We start from the raw sequence: 16,688 nt of genomic DNA, 5'->3' as shown, positions 1-16,688 counted from the left end.
AAGCGGCGAGCTCGGACAAAAATTAAACTTGAATGGACAACATGCCCTAGAGTTCAGACGCCGTGTAGAGTTATACTACACGGCGTTTGTCTATTTTTAAGGGTTGTAATAGATGTCAATCGATTCCCAATCTGACACTGAAGTGACAGAGACATTACCAAATGAGATATCGACTTTGGTAAAACAGTCTATCCCCAAACACGTTGCTATCATTATGGATGGTAATGGTCGTTGGGCACAGGCGCAGGGAAAGCCAAGAGTCATCGGCCATAAGGCGGGTGTAAAGGCGGTTAGGCGAGCGGTGAGTACGGCCCGAAATTTGGGTGTTGAATCATTAACATTGTTTGCGTTTTCTAGTGAAAACTGGCGCAGACCAGACAAAGAAGTCAGCTTGTTAATGGAGCTGTTTTTTACAGTGCTTCAGCGTGAACTTAAGCTGTTACACAACAATGGGGTTCGCCTCAATATTATCGGTGATATCAGTCGATTTTCTCCCCGTTTGCAAAAGCAGATTGCAGCAGCAGAAGAGAAAACGGCAGACAATCATGATTTAGTGCTTAATGTCGCGGCCAACTACGGTGGACGATGGGACATTATGCAAGCGGCGCAAAAATTAGCAGCTAAGGTCGAATCTGGTGAAATGAGCAGCACTCAGTTTACCGAAGAGGCAATTAGTGAGCATTTGTGCATGCAAAATCAAGCCGAAGTTGATTTAATGATCCGCACAGGTGGTGACTATCGCATAAGTAACTTTGTCTTGTGGCAAGCCGCTTACGCTGAGTTAGTCTTTACTGACACTCTGTGGCCGGATTTTGATGAGGATGCGTTTAAAGACGCGATTGCTATTTTTGCTAATCGTCAGCGTCGATTCGGTTTGACAGGAACTCAAATCGATACCATCCGCTCTTTATAATAATTAATGAGGGAAGTTTTTTGCTAAAACAACGAATAATAACAGCAATATGGTTAATCCCCTTAGTTTTTGGTGCCATTTTCGGTTTACCGACTGAGTATTTTTCTTGGGCACTATTGGGAGTCTTTTTAATAGCCGCCAAGGAGTGGGGGCGTATTATCGATAGCAACTGTGAGATGACTCAATGGAGTTTCACCGTCACTATCGGCGTCCTATTAACCGCGCTAAACCTAATGGTGCCAGCTGATGAAATTTGGCACCGTGGTATGCTACATCCGATATTTCTCGCGGTGATCCTAATTGGTGGGTTCTGGTGGTTTATGTCGTTCATCATGGTGTTATCTTTCCCGAAAAGCGCACGCTTCTGGGAAAATAGCCACATGCTGAAATCCATGTTTGGTCAGTTGACCCTGATCCCATGTTTCGTTTCGTTACTTTCCCTTAAGGCACTTAGTACTCAAGCATCGCCATATTACGGTGGCACCTTGGTATTTTTAGTTATGCTTGTCGTTTGGGCTACAGACTCAGGTGCTTATTTTGCAGGTAAGCGATTTGGTAAGCGCAAGCTTATGCCAAATGTGAGTCCAGCCAAAACGATAGAAGGGTTGCTCGGTGGTCTGTTGACGACCATGTTAGTGGTTGCAGGTATTATGTATTTCTCACCAGAGCAAGAGATTGGTTTACTTATCGCTGTGACTTTATTTACTGCACTAGCCTCTGCAGTAGGCGACTTGTCTGAAAGTATGTTTAAGCGAGTGGCGAAAATTAAAGACTCTGGCACGATCCTACCGGGTCACGGTGGCGTATTAGATAGAATCGATAGCCTCACGGCTGCTTTACCTGTATTCACATTAATCTATATAGCTTTTTGGATGTAACTAAATGCAAAACATGGTGATTTTAGGCGCGACCGGCTCTATCGGAGCGAGCACTTTAAGTGTTGTCGCGTGTAATCCTGAGCAGTACAAGGTATTTGCACTGGTCGCAAATACCAATGTCGCAAAGATGCTAGAGATCTGTACTTTGCATCAACCTAAAATTGCCCATATGGTCGATGCAAATGCTGCTCAAGCACTGAAGCAGCAACTGCCAAGCCATTTAAATATCGAAGTGACAAGCGGTGAAGATGAACTCTTATCGCTTGTCAGTAGCAATGACGTTGATACGGTGATGGCGGCCATTGTTGGCGCAGCGGGCTTGCCTTCGACACTTGCGGCGGTTAACGCCGGTAAGCGAGTGCTACTTGCCAATAAAGAGTCGCTGGTGATGTCGGGTCAATTGTTTATCGAAGCGATGCAAAACTCTGGTGCGCAAGTGTTACCCGTCGATAGTGAACACAATGCCATTTTTCAGTGTTTGTCTGAGCGTTCTCAGCTTGAAATTGGCCGCTGCGATCTAGTGGCTGCAGGGGTTTCTCACATCTTGCTGACAGGTTCTGGCGGACCATTTTTAACGTCTGATTTGGCTACGTTATCGGCAATGACTCCTGAGCAGGCTTGTAAGCATCCTAACTGGTCTATGGGGCGTAAAATCTCTGTGGATTCAGCGACCATGATGAACAAAGGTCTTGAGTACATTGAGGCGCGTTGGTTGTTTAACGCCAGTCCTGAGCAGCTAAAGGTTGTGATCCACCCTCAAAGTGTGATTCATTCTATGGTGCAGTATCGTGACGGCTCAGTGTTAGCACAATTAGGTAACCCTGATATGCGTACACCGATTGCTCATTGTATGTCTTTTCCACAGAGAATTAACTCAGGAGTTGAACCTTTAGACTTTTTCAAAGTCGGACAGTTAAGCTTCTTAGAACCTGATTTTAATCGTTTCCCCTGTTTAGCGCTGGCGATCGAAGCCTGTAAGCAAGGCCAGGAAGCGACAACGGTATTAAACGCTGCCAACGAAATTTCGGTACAAGCATTTTTAGATGGCAAGATACGTTTTACCGATATAGCAAGAATAAACGAACAAAGCTTAATGAATACGGCGACGCATCCATTAAACAGTATCGATGATATTTTGGCGTTAGACTTTCAAAGTCGTCAATACACGTTAGACGCTATCACTAAGCTCAATTAGTTCAGAGGAAAGGAATGATCGATTTTTTATGGAACCTAGGTTCCTTTGTTGTTGCATTGGGGATATTAATTGCTGCTCATGAATATGGGCACTTTTGGGTCGCACGTCGCTGCGGCGTAAAAGTTGAGCGCTTCTCTATCGGTTTTGGTCGGGCTATTTGGCGCAAGACTGGCAAAGATGGCACAGAGTATGTCCTTGCGATGATCCCACTGGGTGGCTATGTCAAAATGCTCGACGAGCGCGTTGATGAGGTGCCTGAAGAGTTAAAAGAACAAGCCTTTAACCGTAAGTCAGTTTGGCAGCGCATCGCCATTGTAAGTGCTGGCCCCATTGCTAACTTTATCTTTGCGATTATTGCATTGTACGCCATGTATCTTATTGGCGTTCCAGCCATTAAACCAATCATCGACTCAACTATCGCGGGCACACCTGCTGCGCAAATCGTGGTTAAAGAGCCGATGCAGATCATGGCGATTGGTAGCCAAAAAGTCAGGGATTGGGAAGAAGTTAATCTCGCCCTAGCTGGACACATAGGTGACAGTAATGTCGATGTGACCGTCGCGCCACTGTCTCGCTTGCAAGGCTCGTCTGGCGATGAGCATACCTATTCGTTAAATACACAAGATTGGAAGATTAACCCCGAAAAAGAACTGCCGATCACCGCTATTGGTCTTGGCATGTATCGTCCTGCGATATTACCCACACTGGCACTCGTTAGTGATGATGGCGCAGCGGGTCAGGCCGGTATCAAGGTGGGTGACACCTTAGTTGCGATTGATGGTGAAAAATACCAAGATTGGCCGCGTTTCGTAGAGATTATTCAGGGCTCAGCCAATAAGCCTGTCAGCATTACCATACGTCGTGATGGAGAGCAGTTCACGGTTAAGGTAACGCCTAAGTCTCGTGAAAATGCTGAAGGTCAACTTGAAGGCGTGATTGGCGTGGCCCCAACATCTGAACCATGGCCAGAAAACATGAAGATACAATTGGAATACGGATTTTTAGATTCTTTTCCAGTTGCAGTCGATAAAACATGGCAACTTGTCTCTGTCAGCATTAAGATGATTGGCAAGTTACTTACTGGTGACGTTTCAGTTAAAAACTTGAGTGGTCCTATTTCTATTGCACAAGGTGCGGGAAATAGCGCTGACGTCGGACTGGTATATTTTTTAGGTTTTCTTGCATTGATTAGCGTGAACTTAGGCATTATCAATTTATTGCCTTTGCCAGTGTTAGATGGGGGACACCTTTTGTATTACTTCATTGAGGTAATTACAGGCAGGCCTGTACCGGATAAGGTACAGGAAATTGGATTCAGAATTGGGGCAGCTATGCTGCTGATGTTGATGAGTGTTGCGCTTTTCAATGACTTTTCCCGACTCTGAGCAAGGACAGACAAATAATTAGAAGTGCTCTATGAGATTGAATAAACTTTTTGCCTCGATGTTATTAGTCGGAGCGTCTTTTTCAGGGAACGGTTGGGCCGAAACATTCCAACCTTTTGAAGTAGCTGATATCCAAGTTGAAGGTTTACAGCGAGTGGCACTCGGTGCGGCTTTGCTCAACCTACCTGTGAAGGTTGGGGATACTGTTGATCAATTAAAATTGCAGCAAGCAATAAAAAGCTTATATGCATCAACTAACTTCGAAAAAATTGAAGTGCTGCGCGATGGTAATGTGCTGGTCGTTAAAGTGACTGAGCGCCCAACCATTAGCTCTGTTACCTTTGAAGGTAACAAAGATATTAAAGATGAGCAGTTACAAGAGAGTCTTGATGGCTCTGGTGTGAAAGTCGGCGAGTCTCTCGACCGTACTATGCTCTCTGGTATCGAAAAAGGCTTGCAGGATTTCTATTACGGCGTAGGTAAGTACGGTGCTAAAGTTAAAGCCGAAATTATCAATCTACCCCGTAACCGAGTTGAGCTTAAGTTCACCTTTACCGAAGGTTTAGCCGCCGAAATTCGTCAGATTAATGTCGTGGGTAACACCGAGTTTAGTGATGCTGAGCTTATCGGCATGCTTGAGCTAAAAGACTATGTCGCTTGGTGGGATCTGTTTGGCGAGCGCCGTTATCAAAAACAAAAGCTACAAGCTGATCTTGAAACGATTAAGACTTACTACCAAAACCGTGGCTACATTCGTTTTGATGTAACCTCTACGCAGGTGGCAATGACACCTGATCGTAAAGGCCTCTATATTACGATTAACGTCGATGAAGGTGAGCAGTACAAAGTCAAAGACGTTAATCTAACTGGCGACTTAATGGGTAAAGAAGAGGTGCTTGAAGCCATCTTACCTTTGAAAGCCGGTGATATGTATAACGGCGGTGATGTGACCTTTACCGAAGAGATGTACGGTAAATACTTAGGTCGATTTGGTTACGCCTATCCTGAAGTGAAAACCTACCCAGAAATTGATGATGAAACGAAAGAGGTAAACCTCAACATCAACATCAATCCTGGCAAGCGTGTATATGTTCGTAATATCAGCTTTACGGGTAACACGGTAACAAAAGATGAAGTCATGCGTCGTCAGTTACGTCAGATGGAAGGTGCTTGGCTTAACTCTGCGCAAGTAGAGCTGTCAAAATCTAATCTTAACCGTTTAGGTTACTTCGAGACTGTTGATACTGAAACTGTGCAAGTGCCAGGTACCGATGATTTAGTCGATGTGGCATTTAGTGTTAAAGAGCAGCCATCAGGCTCATTTAATGCTGGCGTTGGTTACGGTACTGAATCTGGACTTAGTCTTCAGTTTGGTGTTCAGCAAAGTAACTTCTTAGGCACGGGTAATCAGGCTGGTATTAATTTAAACACCAACAAATACTCTAAGAACGTCAATATTAACTATACCGATCCATACTTCACTAAAGATGGCGTGAGCCTAGGTGGTAGTATCTATTGGAGTGAGTTTGATGCTGATGAGGCAAACCTTGAAGCCTATAAGAACAGCTCTTATGGTATTTCGTTAAACTCAGGTTTCCCTATTAACGAATATAACCGTATTAACGGTGGTATTGGATATCGTCATAACGAGATCTCTGAAATCTCTGCTTATGAGCAAGCGATTCGCTTCTACGATATTTACCGTGACAGTGATGATCCAAATGCTGGCTTAGCTTTCGATAACTTCGAATTAAGTCTGGGTTGGTCACGCAGTAACTTAAACCGTGGTACTTTCCCATCGGATGGTTCATCACAGCGTTTAAACGGTAAGATGACGGTACCAGGTTCTGATCTGCAGTATTTTAAAGCGGATTTTGATACAAGCTTTTACTTCCCACTTAACCGTAATCACAGCTTTGTTGTGCTAAGCCGAGCGCGTTTAGGTTACGGTAACGGTTACGGTAAGTTTAACGATAATGACCAGATCTTACCTTTCTGGGAAAACTATTACTCGGGTGGTAGCAGCTCATTGCGTGGCTTTAAGTCTAACTCAGTGGGTCCGCGCTCATTCTACTTGTATCGTGGCAGCGAGCCATGTGCGCCAGATCCATCGGGTGAAGGCTGTAGCTTACCTGGCGATCCTAACCAGATTCAGGTGAGTTCAGGTCGCTCAATTGGTGGTAACGCCATTGCAACTGCCAGTTTAGAGCTTATTGTGCCTACCCCATTCCTGGACGAGGCTTATACAAATTCTGTACGTACTAGTTTCTTTGTGGATGCCGGTAACGTGTGGGACACTGAGTTTGACTACGATTCATATCGTTACCTTCCAGTTGAAGAGTTTGATAGACTAGAAGATTATAGCGATCCGAGCCGTATTCGTGCCTCTTGGGGTATGAGCGTGCAGTGGCTATCGCCGATGGGACCTATGGTCTTTAGCCTTGCATGGCCAATCAAGGAATACGAGGATGATGAAACTGAGATCTTCTCGTTTAATATTGGTAAAACTTTCTAAAATCAATTTGAAAAAATCGGCAAGTTTTGCTGAGATAAAGGAGTTTGTTTTGAATAAGATGTTGAATCGCGCAATGATGGTTTTGGTTCTTTTAGGTGCACCGCTAGCGGCACACGCAGAAAAGATCGCAGTAGTTGATATGCAAGCAGTTTTTGAGCAGTTGCCACAGCGCGAGCAAGTGAACGAAACATTAAAAGCTGAGTTCGGTGACCGTGTTGCTGATGTGCAAAAGATGCAAGAAGAGCTTCGTGGTTTGCTAGAAAAACAGCAACGTGATGCGGCGCTAATGAGCGAGTCACAAAAGACCGACATGATGCGTAAAATGGAATCTATGAAAGCTGAGCTACAATTGAAAGGCAAAGCGTTAGATGAAGATATGCGTCGCCGTAACGGTGAAGAGCAAAACAAGCTACTGCTTGAAGTTCAAAAGACAATTAATACTATTGCTGAAAAAGAGCAGTATGACATGGTACTTCAACGTGGTGCTGTTATCTATGTTAAGCCAAGTGCTGACATCAGTAACAAAGTGGTTGAAGCTTTAGGTAAAGGCAAGTAAATAGATGAAAAGCTATACTTTAAGAGTATTGGCTGACCATTTAAATGCAGACGTTCAAGGTGATGACTCAGTTGAAATCTCAACTGTAGGCACCTTGGACGGTGCAGGTTCAGGTCAAATCTCTTTTTTGGCAAATTCAAAGTATCGTTCGCAGCTGACTAGTTCAGCTGCGTCTGCGATCTTAATGACGCCTAAAGATGCAGAAGGTTTTACAGGCAATGCGATTGTATTAAATGATCCCTATGTCGGTTTTGCTCGCATCGCACAATTTCTTGATACAACCCCAAAGGCGGCAGACGGTATCCACCCATCGGCACAAATAGCGGCCTCGGCCATGCTAGGTGAAGGCGTGGCAATTGGTGCGAATGCGGTCATTGGCGAGAATGTTATTCTTGGTAATAACGTTCAAGTTGGGGCGGGCTGTGTTATTGGTCAAGATAGTGTGATTGGTTCAAATACACTGTTATGGGCTAATGTAACGGTTTATCACAACGTTCATTTAGGCCAAGATTGCATCATCCATTCGGGAACGATTTTAGGTTCTGATGGTTTCGGTTACGCTAATGAACGCGGTCAGTGGGTTAAGATCCCGCAAACTGGTGGTGTGCGTATTGGTGATCGAGTTGAAATCGGTGCTAACACGACGGTAGACCGAGGCGCCATAGCCCATACTGAAATTCACGACGGGGTTATTCTAGATAACCAAGTCCAGATTGCCCATAACGATATTATCGGTGCTAATACTGCTATAGCAGGTAGTACGGTTGTTGCGGGTAGTGTAACGATTGGCAAGTATTGTATTATCGGCGGTAATTGTGCGATTTCAGGTCATTTAAGTATTGCTGATGGCGTACATGTGACTGGCAGTACCAACGTCACTAGCATTATTCGCGAAAAAGGCGTTTATTCATCGGCAACAGCCGCAATGGATAATAAGCTGTGGCGTAAGAATACCGTTCGTTTTAGACAGCTAGATACGCTATTTCAGCGCGTAAAAGCACTGGAAAATAACGTAAAGTAAATGACTGCTTTGTGCAGATAAAGGAAAGATTCGTGTCAAATCAATTGAATACAATGGATATCAAAGAGATCCTAAAATTTTTACCTCATAGGTATCCATTTTTATTGATCGATAGAGTATTGGATTTCACACCAGGTGAAACCTTACACGCTATTAAAAACGTCACAATTAATGAGCCATTTTTTCAGGGACATTTCCCGGTTCAACCTGTGATGCCAGGCGTATTGATTTTAGAGGCTATGGCGCAGGCTACAGGACTCCTTGCTTTTAAAACCATGAGCGATGAGCCGTCTAATGACGCGTTATACTATTTTGCCGGTATTGATAAAGCGCGTTTTAAGCGCGTTGTTGAGCCTGGTGACCAACTTCATTTTGAAGTGCAAATGATTAAAGAGCGCCGTGGGATTGGCGTGTTTACTGGCGTTGCTAAAGTGGATGGCGAGATTGTTTGTTCAGCGGAAATCATGTGTGCACGTAGAGAGATTTCTAAGTGATTGATAAATTAGCTTATGTTCACCCTGATGCCAAAATAGGCAAAAATGTCACTATTGGTCCGTGGACCTATATTGGTGCTGATGTTGAAATCGGTGATGACTGTTGGTTCAGTTCACACGTTGTTGTGAAAGGACCTACCGTCATTGGTAAAGGTAATAAGTTTTACCAATTTGCCTCAGTCGGTGAAGATTGCCAAGATAAGAAATATGCCGGTGAAGCAACCCGATTAATTATTGGCGACAATAACGTTATTCGTGAGTCTGTCACCATTCACCGTGGTACCACTCAAGATGAGTGGGAAACACGTATTGGCTCTAACAACCTATTTATGGCCTATGTGCATATCGCTCATGACTGTGTGGTAGGTAACAACGTCATTATGGCTAATAACGCATCGATTGCCGGTCATGTTCATGTTGGTGATTGGGCTATTTTAGGTGGCATGACCGGTGTGCATCAGTTCGTGCATATTGGTGCTCACGCCTTCACGGCTGGTAGCTCCCTTATCCTTAACGATGTGCCGCCTTTTGTGATGGCATCGGGTCAGCCTGCGATTCCTCGAGGTTTGAACATCGAAGGCTTAAAGCGCCGTGGATTCTCAAAAGAATCACAGCTTTCAGTCCGCAGAGCCTATAAGACGCTATATCGCAGCAACTTAACGGTTGCAGAAGCGATTGAGCAGCTTAAAGAGGCTGCAGTTGATGACGAACAAGTTCAAATGCTAATTGAATTTGTTGCTTCCTCTCAGCGAGGCATCATCCGCTAAGTAAGTTATTGAACCCGTGTAAAAGCGGGTTCTTTCTTTCCTCCCATTATTAACCACAGACGTTATTCTATGAGTTCAAACAATCCTCGTGTATTTGCAATGGTTGCCGGAGAGATCTCGGGCGACATCCTCGGAGCAGGCTTAATAAAAGCGTTGCAGAAGCAATATCCTGATGCTCGATTTATTGGGGTTGGTGGTCCACGTATGGACGCCCTTGGTTTTGAGTCTATCTTCTCTTATGAAGAGCTGGCTGTTATGGGAATTGTTGAAGTATTGTCACGCCTACCGAGACTACTAAAAGTTCGAGCAACATTAGTTGATGAGTTCACTAAGCTGAATCCCGATTGTTTTATTGGCATCGACGCACCCGATTTTAATATTGGCTTGGAACTCAAGCTTAAAGCTCGGGGTATTAAAACCGTACATTACGTCAGTCCATCTGTATGGGCGTGGCGACCAAAACGTATTTTTAAAATCGCTAGGGCAACGGATATGGTGTTGTCATTGTTACCTTTTGAAAAAGCGTTTTACGATGAATACCAAGTGCCTTGCACCTTTGTTGGACATACGTTAGCCGATGACATTGAGCTTGAAAGTGATAAAGCACAGGCACGTGAATTACTCGGTCTGGATAAAGATGCTGAGTATTTAGCGATATTACCTGGTTCTCGTGGTGGTGAGCTTAAGATGTTAGCCGAGCCCTTTGTTAAAGCGGCAACCCTAATCAAGCAGCGCTATCCTGATATTAAATTTGTTACGCCTTTGGTTAATCAAAAACGTCGCGATCAATTCGAGCTTGCCTTACGCGAGTATGCGCCAGATTTAGAGATCCACCTCATTGAAGGTCATTCTCGTGAAGTGATGGCGGCGGCTGATTGTATTTTATTGGCATCGGGCACAGCCACGCTTGAAGCTATGTTAGTTAAGCGACCTATGGTGGTGGCATATCGAGTGAGTCCTATCACTTATCGTATTGCCAAAGGCATGATGCTGACTAAACGCTATTCATTGCCTAACCTACTGGCAGATGAAGATATTGTTGAAGAGCTTATTCAAGCAGATTGTACGCCAGAGAAAATAGCAACAGCAGTGTCAAAGCAGTTGGACGATGATTTTACACCGCTGCATGACCGTTTCATGTCAATTCATCAAATGATAAGACGAGACGCCAGTGCTCGGGCAGCTGATGCGGTGATAAAACTGATTGAGGAACAAGCATAATGGCTGTAATAAAAGATATCACTCCTGAACAAGTGGCCCAAATTTGTATTGGTCAATACGCAGGTGTTGATGAAGTAGGCCGCGGACCTTTGATTGGTAATGTTGTCACCGCAGCGGTGATTTTAGATCCTAATAACCCTATCGAAGGGTTAAATGATTCTAAGAAACTGTCAGAGAAAAAGCGTGAGTTGCTGTTTGAACAAATTCAGCAAAAGGCCTTAAGTGTTAGTGTGGGCTCAGCGACACCAGCTGAAATTGACGATCTAAATATTTTGCATGCGACTATGCTGGCGATGCAGCGTGCTGTTGCAGGGCTCAGTATTAAGCCAAGCAGTGTGTTAGTCGATGGTAATCGCAGTCCTGACTTTGGTGTGCTCAGTCATGCAATTATCAAAGGTGATGGCCTTATCGATGCGATTAGTGCAGCTTCAATTATTGCCAAGGTTGTTCGTGATAGAGAGATGGATGTCCTTGCTGCGCAATACCCAGATTATGGTTTTGACAAACATAAAGGTTACCCTACTAAAGCGCACTTTGAAGCACTCGCAAAGCACGGTGTACTGCCTGAGCATCGTAAAAGCTTTCGCCCCGTTCGTGAGGCATTAATTTAGCTCGACACAATTTTTCCGGTGAAAGATTTACTTGCTTGAGGCATCCTTTTGCCGGAAAATTAACTCATCAGCCTGAGCGATTGCAGTTAAACTTGTTTGCAATCACCCCATGTTTTACTCTGTAAGATTGACCAGCAGTCTTCATTTATCAAAAAAGAAAGATACTCCTAATTATGTCTGATCCACGTTTTGTTCACTTGCGCGTCCACAGCGATTTTTCTATGTCTGATGGACTTTCTAAAGTTAAGCCTATTCTAGGGAAAGTGGCTGAGCTTGGAATGCCTGCGGTTGCATTAACCGATCAGACGAACATGTGTGGTTTGGTCAAGTTTTATGGAGGCTGCCATGATGCGGGTATCAAGCCTATTATTGGCACCGATTTTTGGGTAAAAGTCCCAGGATTTGATGAGTTTTGTTCTATTACTGCCTTAGCGATGGACAATAAAGGTTACTCAAACCTGACTTTGTTGATTAGCGATGCGTATCTGCGCGGCAATATTAACGACAAAGCTGTGATTGACCATGAATGGTTAGTGAAATATAACGAAGGGTTAATTCTGCTTTCAGGTGGCAAAGACGGTGATGTTGGTCGTGCGTTGCTGAAAGATAACCATGGTCAAGTAGAGTCATTAATCGACTTTTATAAGAGTCACTTTCCTGACCGATATTATTTAGAGCTGCTACGAACAGGTCGTCCAGATGAAGAGCGTTATCTGCACATGGCGGTCGCACTTGCCGAGCAAAAAGACTTACCAGTGGTTGCGACTAATCAGGTGGTATTTAATAAGCCTGAGCAGTTTGACGCCCACGAAATTCGGGTCGCAATTTATGATGGCTTTACGCTAGCCGATCCGCGCAGACCGAAGAAATACAGTGACCAACAATACTTTAAAAGTAGCGATGAGATGTGCGAGCTATTTGAAGATATTCCTGAGGCGATTCAAAATACGGTCGAAATTGCTAAGCGCTGTAACGTTACCGTAAGACTGCACGAATACTTCTTGCCGAACTTCCCGACAGGTGATTTGACCATTGAAGACTTCTTGGTCGATGTATCAGAAAAGGGCCTTGAGGAGCGACTCGAGTTTCTTTTCCCTGATCCAGATCTTAGAGCTGAGAAACGCCCTGAATACGATGAGCGTCTCGATATCGAGCTTAAAGTGATTAACCAGATGGGCTTTCCTGGTTACTTCCTTATCGTAATGGAGTTTATTCAGTGGGGTAAAGATAACGATATTCCAATTGGTCCTGGCCGTGGTTCAGGTGCAGGGTCATTGGTGGCTTATGCACTTAAAATTACCGACTTGGATCCCCTTGAATACGACTTGCTATTCGAGCGCTTTCTAAACCCAGAACGTGTATCTATGCCCGACTTCGACGTCGACTTTTGCATGGACAGACGTGATGAGGTCATTGACCACGTTGCCGACCTTTATGGTCGTGATGCGGTATCGCAGATCATTACCTTTGGTACTATGGCGGCTAAAGCGGTAATTCGAGATGTTGGCCGCGTGCTTGGTCACCCGTATGGTTTTGTTGACCGTATTTCAAAAATGATCCCAGCGGAACCCGGCATGACTTTGGCTAAAGCCTTTGAAGTCGAGCCAGGCTTGCAAGAGTCATACGACGCTGATGAGGAAGTAAAAGATCTTATCGATATGTGTCGCATTCTGGAAGGGGTGACACGTAACGCGGGTAAACACGCTGGTGGTGTGGTTATTGCCCCGACTAAGATCACTGACTTCTCGCCAATTTATTGTGACACCGAAGGCTTAAACCCGGTAACTCAGTTCGACAAAAACGATGTTGAAACCGCAGGCCTAGTGAAGTTCGACTTCTTGGGTCTAAGAACGCTCACCATTATTGATTGGGCGTTGCAGATGGTCAACAGCGTCAAAAAGAAGAACGGTGAAGAGCCGGTGCGTATTGAGTCGATTTCGCTGACTGATCCAAAGTGTTTTAAATTACTACAACGATATGAAACAACCGCGGTATTCCAGTTGGAATCTCGTGGTATGAAAGACTTGATTAAACGCCTACAGCCAGATTGCTTTGAAGATATGATCGCACTGGTTGCACTGTTTAGACCGGGTCCACTGCAATCAGGCATGGTAGATAACTTTATCGAGCGTAAGCACGGCCGTGAGGAAGTGTCATACCCTGACGCCGAATATCAACATGAGTCGCTGAAAGAGCTGTTATCACCAACCTACGGCATTATTCTCTATCAAGAGCAGGTGATGCAGATTGCTCAGGTACTTGCTGGCTATACCTTGGGCGGCGCCGATATGCTTCGTCGTGCTATGGGTAAGAAAAAGCCTGAAGAGATGGCCAAGCAGCGCGGTACGTTTGAGGCCGGTTCAATTGCCAATGGCGTTGATGGTCCGTTGTCGATGAAAATTTTCGATTTGGTGGAAAAATTCGCGGGTTACGGTTTTAACAAATCTCACTCGGCCGCTTACGCATTAGTGTCTTATCAAACACTTTGGTTAAAAACCCATTATCCACAGCAGTTTATGGCGGCAGTAATGTCGGCGGATATGGATAACACCGATAAGATTGTCACCTTGGTTGATGAGTGTGAGCGTATGGGCTTGCCACTTATTCCGCCTGATGTAAATAAAGGCTTATTTAGATTTACCGTTGATGACGATCTGAATATTGTTTACGGCATTGGCGCGGTGAAAGGTGTTGGTGAAGGTCCTGTAGACTCGATTCTCGCTGCGCGTAAAAATGGCCCCTTTAAGGACTTGTTTGATTTCTGCGCTCGAATCGATTTAAAGAAGCTTAACCGCCGCGTCATTGAAAAACTGATTTGCGCTGGTGCGCTTGATAATTTAGGCCCGCATCGAGCCGCGATGATGGCAACGTTACCGGAAGCTATTCGCGCAGCCGATCAGCATGCTAAAGCCGAAGCGATTGGTCAGCATGATATGTTTGGTCTACTCAATAATGAACCTGAAGACAGTAAGCAGCAGTTTGTTGAATGTACGCCTTGGCCCGATAAAGTTTGGCTTGAAGGCGAGCGTGACACATTAGGTTTATACCTCACAGGTCACCCGATTAACCAGTATCTGAAAGAGCTTAAGCATTACACTTCGGGTCGGTTAAAAGATGTGCATCCTACTGAACGTGGCAAAACCATGAAAGCCGCTGGGCTTGTAGTGGCGACACGTGTGATGATGACTAAGCGTGGCTCCAAGATGGGTCTGGTGACCCTAGATGATAAGAGTGCGCGTCTTGAGGTGATGCTGTTTACTGAAGCCTTTGAGAAGTTTAATCACCTGCTTGAGAAAGACCGCATTTTGATTATTGAAGGAGAGGTTAGTTTCGATGACTTCTCTGGTGGTAACCGAATGACTGCGCGTAACATTATCGATATGGGGGAAGCGCGTAGCCATTTTGCCAATGCGGTTGAAATTGACTTGCAAGCAGACAAGGTTAACGATGAGTGGTTAAGCGAGTTTAAGGCTGCGGTTGAGCCTTGGAAAGCCGGCGCTGTACCTGTGTTGATTAATTACGCCCAGCCTCAGTCACAAGCGCAGTTTACTTTAGGCGATAATTGGCGAGTCAATCCAACCGATGAGTTGATGTTGGCACTCGAGTCGTTAACAGGTTCAGGAAAGGTTCGGATCGTTTTTTAGCATGAATATTGTCTCGCTGATCCAAGCTTGCCTGCAACAGTTGCCACCTAAGGTGGCGGCAGCGGGTAAGGTAGAAAATACTCAAAATCAAACTCTCACCAATAAGCCTAAGTTAGTGCTAGCTTATAGTGGCGGCGTCGACTCTGAAATTCTGGCCTATGGTTTAGGTCAGTTTGCCAAAATCACTCCTGATTTTGAGTGTGTGTTAGTGCACGTTCACCATGGGTTAAGTGCTAATGCTGACACTTGGGTTGAGCATTGCTTATTGCAAGCAAAATCATACGATCTGAAATGTGTTGTAAAGCATGTCGAGGTTAAGCTCGCACCTAGGGTGAGCGTTGAGGCGCAGGCCCGCAGTATGCGCTATGAAGCGTTATTATCAGAGTTATCCAACAATGATATTTTAATGACTGCCCACCATCAAGATGATCAACTTGAGACCGTTTTATTAGCGCTCAAGCGAGGCCTTGGCCCTAAAGGCTTATCAGCCATGGGTAAAGTGCAGCGCTTTAATCAGCGAAACTGGATTATTAGACCACTGCTCGATTGCAGTAAAGATGAAATAGAAGCCTACGCGAAGCAAGACAATATCCTTCATATTCAAGATGAGAGTAATTTTGATGATAAGTATGATAGAAACTTTCTTCGCTTAGATATTATCCCTAAACTCAAGCAACGCTGGCCTAGTATCGCCGCGACAGCCAGTCGCAGCGCTGAACTGTGCGCATTACAGCAGTCGGTACTCGATGAAGAGATTGCGCAGAAATTACCGAATATTCAGCTTCGAAAGGGCAGTGATTGGTTGCTTGATTTAGATAAATTAACCCAGCACTCCCATGCTTGGCAGTCATTATTACTGCGCGGTCACATGGACATGCTAGGTTTTGCTCCGCCCTCTAAGGTGCAAGGAGAGCAGATCCTAGCCCAGTTGCTCGATGCTAAAGTTGATGCCAATGTTGAGATCCGCTTAACCGACGTTATCATCAAGCGTTATAAGCGCGAAGGCTATTTTATGCCGCTGAAGAATGCTCACTTTGTCGCGGACAAAAAAGGTTTGTTGAGTATTGAACTTAATGGCTGTGATGACTTGATAAACGGAGTTATTAAGCTAGTCACTGGAGAGGCCTTATCGGCAAGATATTGTCAAAGTGGAGCGCGTCTTAGATTGCCTTTAGGAGTGGAGAAGGTCTCTATCGAGTTTGCACTGCCTGGCAGTACTCGTTGTCAGCCCCATAACCGTAGTAAAGGCCGTGAACTTAAAAAGTTATGGCAGGAGTGGGGACTTGCTCCCTGGCGGCGTGGCACCGTGCCGCTGCTTTGTTATGACGGTAAACTCGTATCTGCTGTGGGCTACTGGATAGAAAGGCCATATTTAGCGACCGGTGATGATGTCGGGCTGGTTTTATACTAATAAGTATTAGGTATCGGTAAGCAAAGGGGCTTTAATGTGCCTTATGAGTTTGTTTATTCGATATTGCTAGCCATTAC

Annotated in this window: 13 protein-coding genes; all 13 read left to right on the top strand. The window is 44.8% G+C overall.

Going from position 1 to position 16,688, the window contains the following annotated elements; genetic code table 11:
• Nucleotides 1-112: 112 nt before the first annotated feature.
• Nucleotides 113-913 (top strand): polyprenyl diphosphate synthase, encoded by an 801-nt coding sequence (gene uppS / locus ACVBIU_RS09400; protein ID WP_447163613.1) that lies wholly within the window; start codon nt 113-115, stop codon nt 911-913.
• Nucleotides 914-933: 20 nt separating this feature from the next.
• Nucleotides 934-1,791, top strand: a complete 858-nt coding sequence (locus tag ACVBIU_RS09395; RefSeq protein ID WP_447160590.1) for a phosphatidate cytidylyltransferase — start codon at nt 934-936, stop codon at nt 1,789-1,791.
• Between the two features lie 4 nt (nt 1,792-1,795).
• On the top strand, nt 1,796-2,986 hold the full coding sequence (gene ispC, locus ACVBIU_RS09390; RefSeq protein WP_447163612.1) for a 1-deoxy-D-xylulose-5-phosphate reductoisomerase: 1,191 nt from the start codon (nt 1,796-1,798) through the stop codon (nt 2,984-2,986).
• 14 nt (nt 2,987-3,000) lie between these two features.
• A complete protein-coding gene (gene rseP, locus ACVBIU_RS09385; protein WP_447160588.1) occupies nt 3,001-4,371 on the top strand; it encodes a sigma E protease regulator RseP in 1,371 nt (456 codons plus the stop codon).
• Nucleotides 4,372-4,402: 31 nt separating this feature from the next.
• Complete coding sequence (gene bamA / locus ACVBIU_RS09380) at nt 4,403-6,886, top strand: outer membrane protein assembly factor BamA (RefSeq protein WP_447163611.1); 2,484 nt, start codon at nt 4,403-4,405, stop codon at nt 6,884-6,886.
• Between the two features lie 58 nt (nt 6,887-6,944).
• A complete protein-coding gene (locus ACVBIU_RS09375; RefSeq protein WP_447160655.1) occupies nt 6,945-7,442 on the top strand; it encodes an OmpH family outer membrane protein in 498 nt (165 codons plus the stop codon).
• Nucleotides 7,443-7,446: 4 nt separating this feature from the next.
• Nucleotides 7,447-8,463, top strand: a complete 1,017-nt coding sequence (gene lpxD / locus ACVBIU_RS09370; RefSeq protein WP_447160586.1) for a UDP-3-O-(3-hydroxymyristoyl)glucosamine N-acyltransferase — start codon at nt 7,447-7,449, stop codon at nt 8,461-8,463.
• Between the two features lie 32 nt (nt 8,464-8,495).
• Nucleotides 8,496-8,957: a 3-hydroxyacyl-ACP dehydratase FabZ gene (gene fabZ, locus ACVBIU_RS09365; protein WP_248999623.1), complete on the top strand. Its 462-nt coding sequence runs from the start codon at nt 8,496-8,498 to the stop codon at nt 8,955-8,957.
• A complete protein-coding gene (gene lpxA / locus ACVBIU_RS09360) occupies nt 8,954-9,724 on the top strand; it encodes an acyl-ACP--UDP-N-acetylglucosamine O-acyltransferase (RefSeq protein WP_447160585.1) in 771 nt (256 codons plus the stop codon). Before fabZ ends, lpxA begins: the two co-directional genes overlap by 4 nt.
• 69 nt (nt 9,725-9,793) lie before the next feature.
• Nucleotides 9,794-10,945, top strand: a complete 1,152-nt coding sequence (gene lpxB, locus ACVBIU_RS09355) for a lipid-A-disaccharide synthase (RefSeq protein ID WP_447160584.1) — start codon at nt 9,794-9,796, stop codon at nt 10,943-10,945.
• A complete protein-coding gene (gene rnhB, locus ACVBIU_RS09350) occupies nt 10,945-11,556 on the top strand; it encodes a ribonuclease HII (protein WP_447160583.1) in 612 nt (203 codons plus the stop codon). Before lpxB ends, rnhB begins: the two co-directional genes overlap by 1 nt.
• Before the next feature lie 173 nt (nt 11,557-11,729).
• Nucleotides 11,730-15,200, top strand: a complete 3,471-nt coding sequence (gene dnaE / locus ACVBIU_RS09345) for a DNA polymerase III subunit alpha (RefSeq protein WP_447160582.1) — start codon at nt 11,730-11,732, stop codon at nt 15,198-15,200.
• A gap of 1 nt (nt 15,201) precedes the next feature.
• The gene (gene tilS, locus ACVBIU_RS09340) at nt 15,202-16,611 is read left to right on the top strand and encodes a tRNA lysidine(34) synthetase TilS (RefSeq protein ID WP_447163610.1); all 1,410 of its coding nucleotides are present in this window, start codon (nt 15,202-15,204) and stop codon (nt 16,609-16,611) included.
• Nucleotides 16,612-16,688: the final 77 nt, after the last annotated feature.

It is taken from the genome of Shewanella sp. 30m-14 (genome assembly GCF_052977125.1).
The sequence above is the reverse complement of the archived record's forward strand: the minus strand, read 5'-3'. Positions and strand labels throughout refer to the sequence as shown.